The sequence below is a fragment of the Erythrobacter sp. JB3-1 genome (assembly GCF_057364995.1).
In genome coordinates this window covers 2,755,175-2,770,115 of sequence record NZ_CP200289.1, presented here as the reverse complement: position 1 = coordinate 2,770,115, position 14,941 = coordinate 2,755,175, and the positions used below count along the sequence as shown (strand labels likewise).

General features: G+C 57.9%; 18 protein-coding genes. 11 read left to right on the top strand and 7 right to left on the bottom strand.

The genetic code is table 11. From position 1 onward, the window contains the following. Nucleotides 1–27: 27 nt before the first annotated feature. Nucleotides 28–525 (top strand): type III secretion system chaperone family protein, encoded by a 498-nt coding sequence (locus AC0V6M_RS13175; RefSeq protein ID WP_486139258.1) that lies wholly within the window; start codon nucleotides 28–30, stop codon nucleotides 523–525. A gap of 51 nt (nucleotides 526–576) precedes the next feature. Here AC0V6M_RS13175 and AC0V6M_RS13170 read toward each other — a convergent pair whose 3' ends face one another. The 5 genes from AC0V6M_RS13170 to rpsF form a co-directional block, all read right to left on the bottom strand. Then, entirely contained in the window at nucleotides 577–2,079 is a 1,503-nt protein-coding gene (locus AC0V6M_RS13170) for a methyl-accepting chemotaxis protein (protein WP_486139257.1), read from the bottom strand. Between the two features lie 427 nt (nucleotides 2,080–2,506). Further along, nucleotides 2,507–3,943 carry an AMP nucleosidase gene (locus AC0V6M_RS13165; protein WP_486139255.1) on the bottom strand — a complete coding sequence of 479 codons (1,437 nt, stop codon included), beginning with the start codon at nucleotides 3,941–3,943 and terminating at the stop codon, nucleotides 2,507–2,509. A gap of 148 nt (nucleotides 3,944–4,091) precedes the next feature. Next, nucleotides 4,092–4,745 carry a 50S ribosomal protein L9 gene (rplI, locus tag AC0V6M_RS13160; protein ID WP_486139253.1) on the bottom strand — a complete coding sequence of 218 codons (654 nt, stop codon included), beginning with the start codon at nucleotides 4,743–4,745 and terminating at the stop codon, nucleotides 4,092–4,094. Nucleotides 4,746–4,758: 13 nt separating this feature from the next. Further along, the gene (rpsR, locus tag AC0V6M_RS13155; protein WP_034904833.1) at nucleotides 4,759–4,983 is read right to left on the bottom strand and encodes a 30S ribosomal protein S18; all 225 of its coding nucleotides are present in this window, start codon (nucleotides 4,981–4,983) and stop codon (nucleotides 4,759–4,761) included. Then, nucleotides 4,983–5,348, bottom strand: coding sequence for a 30S ribosomal protein S6 (rpsF, locus tag AC0V6M_RS13150; protein WP_472645118.1), 366 nt, complete (start codon nucleotides 5,346–5,348; stop codon nucleotides 4,983–4,985). The genes rpsR and rpsF overlap by 1 nt, the downstream gene beginning before the upstream one ends. 233 nt (nucleotides 5,349–5,581) lie before the next feature. On the opposite strand from rpsF, the gene AC0V6M_RS13145 reads away from it, so the two are divergent. The 3 genes from AC0V6M_RS13145 (at nucleotide 5,582) to AC0V6M_RS13135 (ending at nucleotide 7,579) form a co-directional block, all read left to right on the top strand. After that, nucleotides 5,582–5,905, top strand: a complete 324-nt coding sequence (locus tag AC0V6M_RS13145) for a hypothetical protein (protein WP_486139251.1) — start codon at nucleotides 5,582–5,584, stop codon at nucleotides 5,903–5,905. 79 nt (nucleotides 5,906–5,984) lie between these two features. Beyond that, a complete protein-coding gene (locus AC0V6M_RS13140) occupies nucleotides 5,985–6,926 on the top strand; it encodes a DUF808 domain-containing protein (RefSeq protein ID WP_486139250.1) in 942 nt (313 codons plus the stop codon). Beyond that, nucleotides 6,923–7,579 (top strand): glutathione S-transferase family protein, encoded by a 657-nt coding sequence (locus AC0V6M_RS13135; RefSeq protein WP_486139249.1) that lies wholly within the window; start codon nucleotides 6,923–6,925, stop codon nucleotides 7,577–7,579. The genes AC0V6M_RS13140 and AC0V6M_RS13135 overlap by 4 nt, the downstream gene beginning before the upstream one ends. A gap of 9 nt (nucleotides 7,580–7,588) precedes the next feature. On the opposite strand, the gene AC0V6M_RS13130 is transcribed toward AC0V6M_RS13135, so the two are convergent. Together AC0V6M_RS13130 and AC0V6M_RS13125 are read right to left on the bottom strand one after the other, a co-directional pair. Then, nucleotides 7,589–7,870 (bottom strand): hypothetical protein, encoded by a 282-nt coding sequence (locus AC0V6M_RS13130; RefSeq protein WP_486139248.1) that lies wholly within the window; start codon nucleotides 7,868–7,870, stop codon nucleotides 7,589–7,591. Next, nucleotides 7,867–9,237 (bottom strand): glutamate ligase domain-containing protein, encoded by a 1,371-nt coding sequence (locus tag AC0V6M_RS13125; protein ID WP_486139247.1) that lies wholly within the window; start codon nucleotides 9,235–9,237, stop codon nucleotides 7,867–7,869. Before AC0V6M_RS13125 ends, AC0V6M_RS13130 begins: the two co-directional genes overlap by 4 nt. A 126-nt stretch (nucleotides 9,238–9,363) precedes the next feature. Here AC0V6M_RS13125 and AC0V6M_RS13120 point away from each other — a divergent pair, with 126 nt between their 5' ends. From AC0V6M_RS13120 to AC0V6M_RS13090, 7 genes are all read left to right on the top strand, one after another. Then, the gene (locus AC0V6M_RS13120) at nucleotides 9,364–10,194 is read left to right on the top strand and encodes an LD-carboxypeptidase (protein WP_486139246.1); all 831 of its coding nucleotides are present in this window, start codon (nucleotides 9,364–9,366) and stop codon (nucleotides 10,192–10,194) included. 119 nt (nucleotides 10,195–10,313) lie between these two features. Next, nucleotides 10,314–11,252: an ACP S-malonyltransferase gene (fabD, locus tag AC0V6M_RS13115; RefSeq protein ID WP_486139245.1), complete on the top strand. Its 939-nt coding sequence runs from the start codon at nucleotides 10,314–10,316 to the stop codon at nucleotides 11,250–11,252. Beyond that, nucleotides 11,252–12,004 (top strand): 3-oxoacyl-[acyl-carrier-protein] reductase, encoded by a 753-nt coding sequence (fabG, locus tag AC0V6M_RS13110; RefSeq protein WP_486139244.1) that lies wholly within the window; start codon nucleotides 11,252–11,254, stop codon nucleotides 12,002–12,004. Before fabD ends, fabG begins: the two co-directional genes overlap by 1 nt. 196 nt (nucleotides 12,005–12,200) lie before the next feature. Next, the gene (gene dnaN, locus AC0V6M_RS13105; RefSeq protein WP_486139243.1) at nucleotides 12,201–13,328 is read left to right on the top strand and encodes a DNA polymerase III subunit beta; all 1,128 of its coding nucleotides are present in this window, start codon (nucleotides 12,201–12,203) and stop codon (nucleotides 13,326–13,328) included. An 11-nt stretch (nucleotides 13,329–13,339) separates the two neighbouring features. Beyond that, the gene (locus AC0V6M_RS13100) at nucleotides 13,340–13,792 is read left to right on the top strand and encodes a hypothetical protein (protein WP_486139242.1); all 453 of its coding nucleotides are present in this window, start codon (nucleotides 13,340–13,342) and stop codon (nucleotides 13,790–13,792) included. Nucleotides 13,793–13,801: 9 nt separating this feature from the next. Beyond that, on the top strand, nucleotides 13,802–14,275 hold the full coding sequence (locus AC0V6M_RS13095; protein WP_486139241.1) for a hypothetical protein: 474 nt from the start codon (nucleotides 13,802–13,804) through the stop codon (nucleotides 14,273–14,275). A gap of 6 nt (nucleotides 14,276–14,281) precedes the next feature. Further along, entirely contained in the window at nucleotides 14,282–14,917 is a 636-nt protein-coding gene (locus AC0V6M_RS13090; RefSeq protein WP_486139240.1) for a glutathione S-transferase family protein, read from the top strand. The last annotated feature ends 24 nt before the right edge of the window (nucleotides 14,918–14,941 follow it).

The following is a 14,941-nucleotide window of genomic DNA, read 5'->3' as shown; positions in this document are numbered from 1 at the left end:
GTAGCGGCTCTTGGAGCGTCCTTGGCCATGCAGCCAGCCATCGTCCAGGCTCAGGGGCAGCCGCCAGCGCAAGCCGCGCAGCAAAACCCGCAGGTCGTGACGCAGTTTGACGCGGCGACGATCTCGCGCTTGCTGCTCGATGTGCAAACCACTTGGCAGGTAGAAACCGATGCGAATGGCGGAACGGTTTACCGCGCGCAGGCTGGCACCGGGATCAGCTTTGCTCTTTCCCCGCGGGCGTGCACGCCGCAGCAGGGGTGCGTTGGCCTGCTAATGCTGGCGACATTTGTCCGCGAAGACGCTCGCCCGCGCGCTGAAATTGATGATTTTATCAATGAGTACAACAACCTCAGCCCGAGTAGTAAAGCCGTGCGCGCCGGAGATCAGGCGGTTGTCCTGCAGGGCTATGTCAATTCTTCCTATGGCATTAGCTACGCCAATGCGCAGGCGCAATTGCTGCTTTTTGGCCAAGAAATCCAGAAGATGCGTGCAAGTTTGACCGAGTTCTCAGCACAATCGCGGTGAGGGCGCGGGGGACCAGCGTGCGCAACTGCTCTGAGTAGCGCAAGACTTCCCCTACGCTGCGCGCAGGTTGTTCATGAATTGATCGGTGGATTTTTCGAGAGTTCGAACATTCTCGATCAGCATCGCGGCCGCGTCGTCCAGTTCGGCTGCCAAATGCTTGGTGTTCTCGGCCTTCTCAGCGAGTGACTTGCTGCGCTTGGCCATATCGTCGACCTTGCTCGCGGCGCGCTGCGCGTGGTCTTCGATCGCGCCCGCAGACTGACGCTGAGTCTCAACATCACTGCGGATTGCCGTGGCGGCTAGGCTTAGCTCACCAATCGCGTGGTCTATCTCGCTGAAGTTTTGTTCCGCTTCCAACGTTCCGTCACGGACACCGTTGAGGAGGGAGTCGATTTGGCCAGCGGCTTCTGTCGCTTGCTGGGCAAGTTCCTTCACCTCATTAGCGACAATTGTGAACCCGCGTCCCGCTGCGCCGGCGGTTGCTGCCTCGATCGATGCGTTGAGCGAGAGCAGGGTGGTGCGGTCTGCAATCCGCACAATTGCGCGGGTCGCTTCACCAATGTTGTCAGAACGCTCAGTTAGGCTGCCCATCACGTTACTGCCGGTGGAGCTGCGCGTCGTGGCATGGGTGGTCAGCTCGTTTTGCTGGCTCACGTTGACCGCGATACTGGCGATGGACTGGGACAATTGGGCGACGCCGTTGGCGACAGCTTTAGCCGCCTCGGAAGCCTGCACAGCAGAATCCGCTACATCGCTGGCTTGGTCGCCCGTTTCGTGCGCCACATCATCGATAGTCTTGGTCGATTTTTCGAGCAGTGATGCGGTCTCAGCAACGGCAGCCGTGACGCCTCGGACCGAACGTTCAAACTCAACGGAAATTCGCTCAAAGTCTGCTTTGCGCCGCTCAGCCTGATCAGCTTCTGATTTGAGGCGTTCCTCACGCTCGCGTTCGGCCACTTGAAGGGCATCTTGAGCTTCTTTGGCAAGACGGCTGCTGGCCTCCGCCAAGCCGGCGCTTTCATCACGTGCGCGGCCCAAGGATGCAATCATTTTAGTGAGCTGGCTGCAAATGTAGCACATGATGCTAGCCTGCAAAGCAACGGCAACCGCGTGGATCAGCACGCGCCCGATACCGCCACCACCGGAGAAAACCCATGCAGGCGCTGCAAATGCCAGGGTCAGGTGATGCACCGCCACCAGCGCGCTTGCGAAAATAATAGCACGCACGTCGCACAAGATAGTAAGTGTGGCGAGCGCGACGAAGAAGTACATGTGCATGTCGACTTGCCAGACCCAGCCTTGCACCGCGTAAAGCAACAAAGCAGGCTGCATCGCGACCATGAGAGCGACGACTAGGCGGGCTTGTGCATCGCTGCGCCGAGCGCGCATGCAGAGCGTGGGCAAGATGTTGAGAGCACCGCTGACAAGCGCGGCTACGCTGGCGTTTGCGCCAAACTCTAGGCTGGCAATGGCAATAGCGGCCGTAATGCACCAGCCAGCGATGGTCAGCAGTTTGACGCCAGTGCGGCGAAGGGTATCAATCTCGTTTAACATTAGACTGGCTCACTGACGCAGCCCGCGCGAGAGGCTGCTAAAACAAGGATATTGTGGTCGAGTAACAGGTCCGAGAAACTCGGGCGCTGCCCAGTGACTACGTACGAACCGGGGATGGTACCGCGGCCGATAATTTGAAGTCCGGGCTGCGAGAGGATCTGAGGCATTGTCTGTACCGCGCTCTCACCGATGGGGTAGAGCGTGACTTGTTCACCAGATCGCGGACCAAGGAACAGGCCGCCAATCAACAACCCCACAACTGTGAGTTGAAGTAGAGCCAGCGGTGCTCGCCGTTTGGGCGTGCGATTGATTTTTTTGGTTCGGCGACCGACATGTTGCCGTGACTGACAGGTGATGGTTAAAATGAAGTTTACCGATTGTTAAATGACGATAACGGAAAACTGCTTAGCCTAATAAACCGCAGACTTTACCTAAACGGTGGCTCGTTAAACGCGCGCAGCTTGCGGCTGTGCAGACGGTTACCTTCATCGCGCAGGCGCTTGCACGCCTCCAGGCCGATCTGAAGGTGAGCTGCGATTGCTTCTTCGTAGAACTGGTTCGCTTGGCCGGGCAGTTTGATCTCGCCGTGCAGCGGCTTGTCTGAAACACACAGCAAAGTGCCATAGGGCACGCGGAAGCGGTAGCCTTGCGCGGCAATCGTCGCGCTTTCCATTTCGACCGCAATCGCGCGGCTCTGTGAGAATCGCTTGGCTGAGGTGGAGTAGAGCAGCTCCCAATTGCGGTCGTCCGTGGTCACAACCGTGCCAGTGCGCATCCGCTGCTTCAGGTTCGCGCCTTGCGCGCCAGCGACTTCTTCGGTTGCCCCTGCAAGCGCCTGCTGAACCTCAGCAATCGGAGGAATTGGAATTTCTGGTGGCAGCACACCGTCAAGGACATGGTCATCGCGCAAATAAGCGTGTGCGAGCACGAAATCGCCGATCTTCTGGCTAGAGCGCACGCCGCCGCAGTGGCCGATCATCATCCATGCATGCGGGCGCAGCACGGCAAGGTGATCGCAAATCGTCTTTGCATTGGATGGGCCCACACCGATGTTTACCAAAGTAATCCCGCGTCCGTCCTCTCGGATCAGGTGGTAAGCGGGCATCTGGTGCCGCCGCCATGCGGTATCATTGAGCTGTTCCTGCGCGTTGTCGGTGCATTCGTGAATGTTGAGACCGCCAGCGCCGGTGAGGCCAGTGTAGCCCCCCTCGCAAATCTGCTGAGCGCCCCAATTGACGAACTCATCGACATAACGATGATAGTTAGTGAACAGAATAAAGTCCTGAAAATCCTCAACCCTTGTCCCGGTATAGTGCGCGAGGCGTGCCAGCGAATAATCCGTGCGCAGACCATCGAACAGCGACAGCGGCATGGCGTGCGCTTCATCAAATTCGATCCCATCGGCCAGCTCATCACCAATCAAAGCAAGGTCGGTGGAGGGGAAGTGCTTGGCGATGTCTTGGGGCGCGATGCCAACCATCGCCGCACCCGCATCGCCATCCAAGACATAGGGGAAGGGGATTTCTTGGCGAGAGCGGCTGACCTCGACCTCAATCTCATATTCTCCCGCGATGAGGCTAAGCTGTTCAGCAAGATAGCCGGCGAACAGGTCAGGGCGGGTAATGGTCGTTTGATAGGTGCCGGATTGCTCCAACCGGCCAAAGGCCCGGCTGCGGTCGAGTGGCTCGCCAATGCCGGAATAATGCACGGTGAGCTCTGGATAGGCATAGCTTCCATCTTCGCGGCGGCTAGCGGGCGGGATGGTGCCCTTGGTCCCATAAGCCATGACATCCTGGCGAAGGGTCGAGACCGCTTCGTCGTAAATGCTGTTAAGCTGCGCGATGGTGTTTTCGATTGATTTCATGTGCTGGTGTTAGTGTCCAAAATAGGAAAATTCAAAGACAGCTCAGATGTAGGGGGCATTTCGCTCCAAACTCTCGCCTTTACAAAAAGGGCGCGAAGCCGGTTTGACCTCGCGCCCTTCATTTATTGGCGTAAAAGAAGTGCCAAGCTTATTCGCTTGCAGCTTCCTCTTCAGCAGCGGCTTCTTCAACCGCTTCTTCTACAGCAGCACCGTCTTCGAGCAGTTCGGCGGGAATTTCGCCTGGCTCAAGGGTAGGGTCGATGCGATTTGCGTCGGCCGCTTCCTCGATTTCCTTCTGCTCGTCTTCAAACAGCTGAGCCAGAACGTCGACGCCTTGGCTTTGCAGCTCGGCTTCGTCGTCACTGCGCGCAACGTTTGCTTTAACGATGACGTGAACCTCTGGGTGCAGAGCGACAGTCACATCGTGCATACCGATCGCTTTGATCGGGCTGCCCATGATGACTTGCTTCTTGTTCACATCGTGGCCTTGCTCAGTCAGGCCAGCGATCATGTCGCGGACGTTGACGGAACCGTACAGCTGGCCGGTGTTGGAAGCTGCGCGGATAAGCACCACTTCTGCACCGTCGACCTTGCTGCCGACCTTTTCAGCTTCACCGCGACGTTCTGCGTTCTCTTTTTCGAGGCGCTCGCGGTTGGCTTCAAACACCTTCTTGTTGGCGTCGTTAGCGCGCAGGGCCTTCTTCTGCGGAAGCAGGAAGTTGCGGGCATAGCCGTCTTTAACAGTGACGACGTCACCAATGGTGCCGAGTTTCTCGATCCGTTCGAGGAGAATGATATCCATGTCGTCTCTCCCCTTACTTTACGATGTAAGGCAGCAGGCCGATGTGGCGTGCGCGCTTAATGGCTTTGGCGAGTTCACGTTGCTTCTTAGCAGAAACGGCGGTGATGCGCGATGGAACGATCTTACCACGCTCAGACATGAAGCCTTGCAGCAGGCGAACGTCTTTGTAGTCGATCTTGGGTGCGTCGTTACCCGAAAACGGGCAAGATTTGCGGCGGCGGAAAAAAGGACGTGCCATTAGTCGCGCTCCTCTCTGTCAGAGCGGCGCTTACGGTCACGCTCGTTCTTACGCATCATTACGCTTGGACCTTCTTCGTGCTCTTCGACACGGATAGTCATGTAGCGAATGACGTCTTCGTTGATACGGGTCTGACGCTCCAGCTCTTCAACCACGGTGCCAGGGGCATCGATGTTGAGCAGCACAAAGTGTGCCTTGCGGTTGCGGTCAATTTTGTAGGCGAGCGATTTGAGGCCCCAAGTTTCAGTCTTGGTAACCTTGCCGTTGTTCGCTTCTACGATTTCTGTGGCGGTTGCCGCCAGCGTGTCTACCTGAGCTTGGCTCAGGTCTTGACGCGCGAGAAAGATATGCTCGTAATGAGCCATCTCGCATCCTTTCATATTGCTACCGATCGTTGGCCATTTCGCAGCGGATCCGCGAGTGCCCCTCCGGCTTTCTTCATACGCCCTAACTCAGGCGATGGGCGCACATACCGCCTTTGCCGCCAAAAGCAAGCGCGAATGCGACTGTTTGCAGAGCGTGGCGGCCCGGTTGACCTGATGCGTGGGGGCTATAATTGATGGGTTTACATGATTTTTTATCGTGGGAGGGTCGATCAATGAAGAAGTTCACTGCGCTTGCCGCTTTAATAATGCTAAGCGCCTGCGGTGCCTTGGCTACGACGGAAAGTAGCTATTACATCGCTGCTGATGCGCCAACCGAGCGCGCCTGCGATGGTCCGCCAAGCCGGGCGGCCATTATGGAAGGGCAGAGCGTTCGCATCTTCGACGATATCGGACTGCTGTGTGAATTTGATGGGAATATGCAATTGACCGCAACCTATGCCGAGGTGGACGAGGGCGGCGCAACGCATGTCTACACGGTCGTTGATGACCCGATGGCGGCCAACCCAGTGAAGACCTTTGGCCCGATCAGCGAATAATTGAAGCGCGCCAGTGGTTTGGGATTCTGCAGTGGCGTCATTAGAAACGTATAAGAATAGAACAGGGTAGGATAGCGACATGCCATCAGGATTGGTTGCACTTTTGGATGACGTGTCGATCATAGCGCGCACTGCGGCGGCTTCGATTGACGATATCGCGGCGGCGGCCGGACGGGCCGGGTCGAAGACTGCGGGCGTTGTGATCGATGATGCTGCGGTTACGCCCAGCTACGTCACCGGGCTCTCGCCAGCGCGCGAGCTGCCGATTATCTGGAAAATCACCAAGGGCAGCCTGTTCAACAAGCTGATCATATTGCTGCCCGGGGCGATATTGCTGTCGGAATTCCTGCCCTCGCTGATCATCTGGATATTGATGCTTGGCGGAGCGTTCCTTTGCTACGAAGGCGCTGAGAAGGTTTTGGAAAAACTCGGCGGGGCGAAGCACGGCAAGACCGTCGATGATGAGATAAGCGATCCCGTCGCCTTTGAAAATCAGCGTGTGGCGGGCGCCATTCGAACCGACCTGATCCTGTCGGCAGAGATTATGGCGATCACGCTGAACGAGCTTGATCTTGATGTGTGGTGGGAGCGAGCAATTGCGCTTGGTATCGTTGCGATAGCGGTGACTGTTGCGGTTTACGGGGCCGTCGCGCTGATCGTGAAGATGGATGATGTGGGGCTGCACCTGACTAAAAAGGACAGCTCGGTTGCTCAGAAATTCGGCCATTTGCTGGTCAATTCGGTGCCCAAGCTGCTGATCGCATTGTCCTTTATCGGTACGATTGCGATGCTGTGGGTCGGCGGCGGCATTATCATTCACGGCACGCATGAGGTTGGTCTCCACCTGTTTTATGACATCGCACATGGCGCAGAAGCAGCCGTGAGCGGCGGGTCAGGCGCAATGGGCGGTATCCTGGGCTGGTTTACCTACGCAGGCATTTCGGCGGTGCTCGGCCTAGGGCTGGGCGCCGTCATCGCTTTTGTGCTGCACAAGGTGATCGGCTATGAAGGCGCGCATTGACCCGAACTAGCGCTCTTCCAGTCCTCTACACTTGTGCTGGCTCGCGCGGTTTGCGCGCGACTTGGGCGGCAGAGGAGGCGGGCGCTGACATTGATCTGCGGATACTGCCATTCCCGCCGCGCTATCTCGCGCCTGAATATCTGGAGATCAATCCGCTGGGCACAGTTCCCATGCTGATTGATGGCGACGTGCGGATGACGGAAAGCTGCGCGATTGCGCATTTTCTTGCGACCCGCAACGGCATGACAGAGCTGGCGATTGCTTCGGGTGAGACCGATTATGCGGAATATTGCGATTTCACCTATCACGCTGATGCAACGATCACCTTTCCGCAAACCGTATATATGCGCTTTGCCATCTTCGAAAAGGAGAGGGGCCTATCCGAGGCGGGGGAGGCCTATGCCAAGTGGTTCCACAAGCGCTTGGTGAAGGTTGAGCAGCGTTTAGACGGGCGCGAGTTTCTTTGTGCAGACCGCTTTACCGTCGCGGATATTTGCGTTGGATATGCGCTGGTTTTGGCCGAGAAAGTTGGGCTCGATGACGGCGTCCCTGACAGCTTGAAGGCTTATCGAGATCGCCTAGTCGCTCGCCCTGCTTACATGCGGGCGGTTGAGCGAGAAGAAGAGGGGCGGAAAGCTCTAAAAAGCACTTAGGCGTGGGATTTACCCTGCGTCTTTCCGATCTAATTCCAACCCACATTTCGTGCAGGTGCGGTTCGGCCAGGGCACTGCAAAGATCCCGCGAAAGAACAGATTCTTGCCGCATTTGGGGCAATTGAAGAGGCGCATGCGCGCATTGACGAGCACCAGCATGATGATCGCCACTGCAAACGCCCAACTGGTGTGGCCGATCATTCGGTCGATAGTGATCACAAACAGGAACGCTGCCAGCATGGCCGCGCCCATCAATCGGGCGTGGCGCACCGCGAGCGAGTAGACCGTCATTTAAGCCCTTCAAACAGGGTCTTGGCAAAGCCTGTGAGCGTGTCATCGCGAGCGCCCATGATCACAATTCTGTCACCCGGCTGAGCGATCTCGGCAATATGCGCGCCGCAATCCTCGCGCGCGCCAATGTGCCGGGCAGAACCGCCAGCGTCTTCGATCAGCTTGATGATCCGCTCCGTGCCCTCGCTGCGGTCGACTGTGCCGCCATAGTAAACCGGGTCGCACATTACGGTGATGTCGTCCGCATCAAGTTCGCGGGCAAAGGTTTCAGCCAGTTCATCGCCCATCTGGCGAAGCGGCCCGTATCCGTGGGGCTGGAAAAAGGCGATCACGCGGCCCGGCGTCCCCTTCAAAGTGCGCAATGTCGCCGCGCATTTCTCTGGATTGTGGCCGAAATCATCGATCACAGTGATGCCGCCGGGGCTGGTGCCGATCACATCAAAGCGGCGCGCCAGTCCTTGAAACTGATTGAGCGCGGCCACCGCATCTGCCACCGCAATCCCGGCTGCATTCGCCGCAGCAATCGCCGCCAAAGCATTGGAAAGGTTGTGCAACCCCGGCATTGGCAGGGTCAGTGCCGCAGTTTCACTAGCGCGGTTGTCGATCACCTTGGCCTGAAGCGTGAAGGGCCCTTCGACAATGGAGCCTGTCTCCACGGTGATATCAACGTGTGGATGTTCCACCCCGAAGGAGATCATCTGCCCCTTGCCATCGGCCACGCTGGCTTGGCCAAGCATGCGCGCCTCATCATTGTCGAAATTTACGACGCCGCAGCCTGATGATGCGAGATAATTGCCAAACAGATCGCGCAATTCCTCCAGGCTCTTGTGATCGAGGCTGACGTTCAGAAGCACACCAATGGTGGGACGGTACAGCGCGATTGAGCCGTCGCTTTCGTCGACTTCGCTGACGAAGATTTCCGGGCGGCCAACCCGGGCGCTGGCGAACTGATTGTCCGCTGCGACAAAATTCTTCATCACCGCGCCGTTCATGATCGTCGGATCATAATCCCGCGCGGCCAAGATTGTGCCGATCATACCGGTGACGGTGGATTTGCCGGAGGTGCCGCCGATCGCGACCGAATATCCTGCTTGGTTGAACAGCATTGCCAGCACTTCGGCCCGGGTCAGCCGTTCACAGCCCAGCTCTTTCGCGCGCGCCGCATCAGGCACCGTGTCTTCAACTGCGGCAGAGGCAACCAAAACCTGATTGCTGGAGGTCAGGCCGCTTCCGTCTTGAGGGTGAAGGGCGAAACCATTGTCCGCGAGCCAGGCGAATTTTTCGGGCGTGTGGCCCTGATCATAGGATCGGTCAGATCCGGCCACTTCGCAGCCCATGCCGCGCAGGATTTGCGCCAGCGGAAGCATGCCAGATCCGCCAATGCCGCAAAAAAGAATGGCCGCTGTGTCAGCGCCGCTTGATCGATCCCTTTGCCCATGCGAACCACCGCTATTAAGATGTGCCGGGCAAAACAAGTGAATTAGAACAAGACTATGACAAATATTGCGATTTGTGCGCCAGCGACGCCGATCACTCTGGAGCAAGCGGATGCCTTGAATGAGCTGGTGGCGGCTGAATTCCCGATGCACAACGTCACGTTCCACGATCAGTGCTTTGAATTGGATGGCCATTTTGCTGGCCCTGACCTGAGGCGGCTAGAGGCGCTGCTCGAATGCGCGAATGATCCCGCCTATGATGCGGTGTGGTTTGCGAAGGGGGGCTATGGCTCCAACCGGATTGCTGAGGCGGCGGTGGCGCAGATGAACACGGCGGCGCGGGCGAAGACCTATGTCGGCTTTTCCGACGCGGGCTATTTGCTCGCTGCGCTCTATCGCCATGGAATCGGACAGAGCGTCCATGGCTCTATGCCGGTCAGCGCGCGCAGCGAAGGCGGCCGCGAGGCTGTGCGCCGGGTGCTGCGCTGGTTTGCGGGCGACAACAGCGGGCTAGAGCCAAGTGTTGATGGCAAGACTCCGGTGGTCGCCTTCAACCTCATCACATTGTCGATGATTGCGGGCACGCCGATGATGCCGGATCTGTCGGGTCATGTGGTTATGGTCGAGGAGGTTAGCGAGCACCTTTATTCGATCGACCGATTGTTCTTCAATCTGGCGGGATCACTGCCACGGGTCGCGGGATTGCGGCTCGGCTCGGTTACCAACGTTCCAGAAAACTACCGCGAGTTCACTCAAAGCCCGGAAGAGATCGCCAAATTCTGGTGCGCGCGCGCGGGCATACCCTATCTGGGCCGCGCAGAGATCGGCCACACCTCTGCCAACAGAGTTGTGCCGTTCGGTCTTGCCAGCCCATCCAAGGCTTCGTAACCGCAATCTGAATAGAGGCTGCCCGCCCGCGCCCTCCGCCCTTCCACCCGGAACCTACCGGGATACCATCCGGGTGGAAGGGCGGAGGGCGCGGGCGGCTAGGCATAAAGGAATTTGAAGTGCGAGCATTCGTTTTTCCAGGACAAGGCAGTCAAAAGGTCGGCATGGGCACAGAGCTTGCGGCGGCGAGCGCTGCGGCGCGGGCCGTGTTTGAAGAGGTCGATGAGGCTTTGTCGCTGAAGCTGTCTGCGATAATGGCCGAGGGGCCAGCAGACGACCTGACGCTTACCGAAAATGCGCAGCCCGCGATTATGGCAAACGCCATTGCGACCCAGCGCGCGCTGGAGAATGAGTTTGGCCTATCGCTGACCGAAGCGGGTGACTGCGTCGCTGGCCATTCGCTTGGTGAATATACCGCCCTGTGCGCGGTAGGAGCCTTCTCGCTGGCGGATACTGCGCGGCTGTTGAAACTTCGCGGCAGCGCGATGCAGGCGGCGGTTCCCGTGGGTGAGGGCGCGATGGCGGCTCTGCTCGGCGCAGATATCGAGAAAGCCAGTGCGTTGGCAGCCGCTGTAGCGGACGGTGAAGTGTGCGAGATCGCCAACGATAACGATCCCGGCCAAGTGGTTATCTCCGGCCAAAAGGGCGCTGTTGAGCGTGCTGCTGGCATGGTGAAGGATCACGGGATCAAGCGCGGCGTGTTGCTGCCCGTGTCCGCGCCGTTCCATTGTTCCATGATGCAACCTGCCGCTGACCGAATGGCAGAGGCCTTGGCCGCGACGCCTCCCGGCGCGCTGGCGCTACCGCTTTATGCCAATGTCACCGCATCCAAAGTGACCGACCCCGCCGAAGAGCAAAAGCTGCTGGTTGAGCAAGTCACCGGGCGCGTGCGCTGGCGCGAAAGCGTAGCGCAAATGCACAGCGACGGCGTGAATGAATTTGTTGAACTGGGCGGCAAAGTGCTCGCCCCAATGATCCGAAAGATCGCTGGCGAGGCGGAAACCGTCAGCCTAGTCACCATGGAAGACCTCGAAGGTTTTGCGAAGGAGCACACATAATGTTTTCACTCAGCGGAATGAACGCTCTGGTCACTGGCGCGAGCGGCGGCATTGGCTCATCGATCGCGATGGCGCTCGCCAGTCAGGGTGCCCGCGTCGCATTGTCGGGCTCTAACGGTGACAAATTGCGCGCGTTCAGAGAGCAGATGATCAACGAAATCGGCGGCGATCACGTTGAGATTACCTGCAATCTGTCCGACAGCACTCAGGTCGAGGAACTGATCCCAGCGACGCTCGATACGCTTGGCGGGATCGATATTCTGGTCAACAACGCAGGGATCACCCGCGATAACCTAGCCATGCGGATGAAGGACGAGGAATGGGATCAAGTGATCTCCGTCAATCTCGAGGCCGCCATGCGCCTGATGCGGGCCAGCGCTCGCCCGATGATGAAGGCGCGTTTTGGCCGGATCATCAACATCACCAGCGTGGTCGGCAGCACCGGCAATCCTGGACAAATGAACTATGCCGCGGCGAAAGCTGGCCTGACAGGTCTTACCAAGAGTTTCGCGCAAGAAGTGGCCTCGCGCGGGATCACCGCCAATTGCGTCGCGCCGGGCTTTATCCGCACCGCTATGACCGCCGCTCTCGACGAAAAACAGCAAGAGACCATCAACGCGAAGATCCCGGCAGGAAAGATGGGCGAGGGCGATGATATTGGCGCAGCCGTCGCTTACCTTAGCAGCCGAGAGGCAGGCTATGTCACGGGCCAAACGCTGCATGTGAATGGCGGCATGGCGATGCACGGCTAATTCGCCCGTTTCGGCGGCGCTGGTTTGCGGCCATTGTCTGGTAAACGGGCCGTTATCCCCAAGGAATCGCCGCTGGAAACACCCCAAGCTTGCCCGTGGGTACAGCCCCGCTAAGGTCGCACGAGGAATTCCGGCGCGGATGGGCGATTCCTGCCCTTAGAGCGCGTCATGCAAAGTAAGGGTAATAGGCTAAGCAATGAAGGCTACGATCGAACGCGCGACGCTCCTGCGTTGTCTCTCTCATGTTCAGTCGGTTGTTGAACGCCGCAACACCATTCCGATCCTGTCCAACGTCCTGATCGACGCCAGCGATGGCGGCAGTGTGAAGGTGATGGCGACCGACCTCGATTTGCAGGTGGTTGAGACCATGGCTGCCGCCTCGGTAGAAGGGGCAGGGGCGATTACCGTTTCTGCGCACCTGCTGTTCGATATCGCTCGTAAACTGCCAGAGGGCAGCCAGGTTAGCCTGGAAACGGCCGAAAACCGGATGGAAGTGAAGGCAGGCCGCAGCCGCTTTAAACTGCCAACCCTACCGCGCGACGACTTCCCTGTGATTGTCGAGGGCGATCTGCCGACCAGTTTTGAGCTGCCAGCGCGCACATTGGCTGAGATGATTGACCGCACCCGGTTTGCGATCTCAACCGAAGAAACCCGCTATTATCTCAACGGCATCTTCCTGCACGTGACCGATGATGATGAGCCTGTGCTGAAGGCTGCTGCGACCGATGGCCACCGCCTCGCGCGCTTCACGCTTGCTCGTCCAGAAGGCGCAGAGGGCATGCCGGACGTTATCGTTCCGCGCAAAGCGGTCGCGGAACTGCGCAAGCTGCTTGAAGAAGCGATGGACGGAAATGTTCAGATTGATCTGTCGGCCAGCAAGGTTCGCTTCACACTCGGCGGGGAGGGCGGCGTTGTCCTGACCTCTAAGCTGATTGACGGCACATTTCCAGATTACAGCCGGGTTATCCCGACCGGAAATGACAAGCTGCTTAAGCTTGATCCGAAGAGCTTCTTTGACGGCGTGGATCGAGTTGCGACTATCGCGACCGAGAAAACACGCGCGGTCAAAATGGGCCTTGATACGGACCGAGTGACCCTGTCTGTAACATCGCCAGACAACGGCACAGCCGCAGAAGAACTGGCGGGCGAATATAAGTCTGAAGGCTTCGAAATTGGTTTTAACGCCAATTACTTGAAGGACATTCTTAGCCAGATCGACAGCGACACAGTCGAATTGCATCTGGCCGATGCCGGAGCGCCAACTCTGATCCGCAAGGATGATAAGTCACCAGCGCTCTATGTCCTGATGCCGATGCGGGTTTAGACAACGGATACATGACCTGGTTGCTTGCCCCCTTTATAATTGCGGTCTTTATCGCATTGTGGCTGGTGGTGGGGTACGGCATCACAAAACTTTCGGCATGGGCTGATCTAGAAGAGCATTGCCCGGACCGCGTTGATGCCAAAATTGTGTGCACGCTGGGATTCCAAGGCGCTTATCTGGGCCGGGAAGCCTTGGGGCCAAGCTTTCGCGGGTGTCTGACCTATGATGTTGGCCCGGAAGGTTTCCGCATCCGCATTTCGCGTCTTTTCGCTCCATTTGCGAAACCGGTGTTCATCCCGTGGAATAAAGCTGATGCGGAGTTGGTCCGTGTGTTTGCGTTTAAAACATGTCGAATAAAGACCGGTCCACAGCGCAATGTCTGGATCACCATACCCACCTCCTCAGCTCAGTCATTGGCCGCTGGCAGTGGCGGTGCGTTTGCTGTACCCGGCAGCGCGCAATGAGGGAACAGAATGAGTGGACAAGGCGTGGTGAGCATCACCAAACATACACTGTTGATGAAGTCTGGCATTTTTGCGGGTTTTCTTGCGATTTGCCCGCCAGCCTTAGCGCAAGAAGATGCGGCGTTTCAGCCCGCTTTTAGCGCGGATAATGATCTTGATTGCGCGATCTATATTGGCGCTCTTATGGCGGAGCTTGGCGATGAGATGACGCCGGACGATCAGACCGGGCTAACGTCAACCTTCACCTATTTCCTGGGCGGATACGAAGCGCAGCGCGGTTTCAACATCACGCAAACTTTTACCGATCGCTATCCGATCTATGCGGTCAGCAATCCTGCGACCATTGCGCAGACATGTTCAGTACGGATGCGAGCGTTTGGTGTGCGGCTCAATGATGCGGGAAGGGCGCTTTCGCGCTTGCAACCGCCATCAAACCCGGCCCTGCAAGGGGAAGAACCCATCGCAGATCCTGCTGGCGAGTAAGGCCTTATGGCACAACCTGCCGCCAAGGTCCGTATCTTTGGAACCGTCACCTCAACCTACACCCGCATAGTTGAGATCACGTGCGAAGAATTGGGTGTAACCCACGAAATTATAGCAACCCCGGCGCAGTCCCCGCATAACCGCCATCCTTTCGGCAAACTGCCGGTGGTTGAGGTGGATGGGCTCGAATTGATCGAAAGCGTCGCCATCACCCAATATCTCGACAATGCGCACAATGGCGGCGCTCTTCAGCCTGCCGATCCGGCGGCACGTGCGGTGATGGATAGATGGGTCGCTATTGCCAATAACTACCTGTTTCCACTGTTTGAAAACGGTCTGGTGATGCCATGGATCATGCATCGCTACGCCGGACATCCGTTGGATCAGGCGAAGATTGAGCATGCGCTTCCTCAGATCAGCCGGGCGCTTGGTTTCCTGGAGGCGGAGATCGACAAGGATGGCGCATGGACCTGTGGTCCATTCGATCTGGCTGACGTGTTTCTGTACCCTGTGCTGCGCGGTTTGGAGATGACCCCGCAAGGTGCGGTGGGCATTGCCCAGTGCGATGGCTTGCAGCAGTGGATGCGCGCCTGCGAAAAACGTCCCTCGATTGCCTCAACGCAGTGGGAAAGCGAGCCGTGATCGTCTAGCATCCTGGCGCAAAGA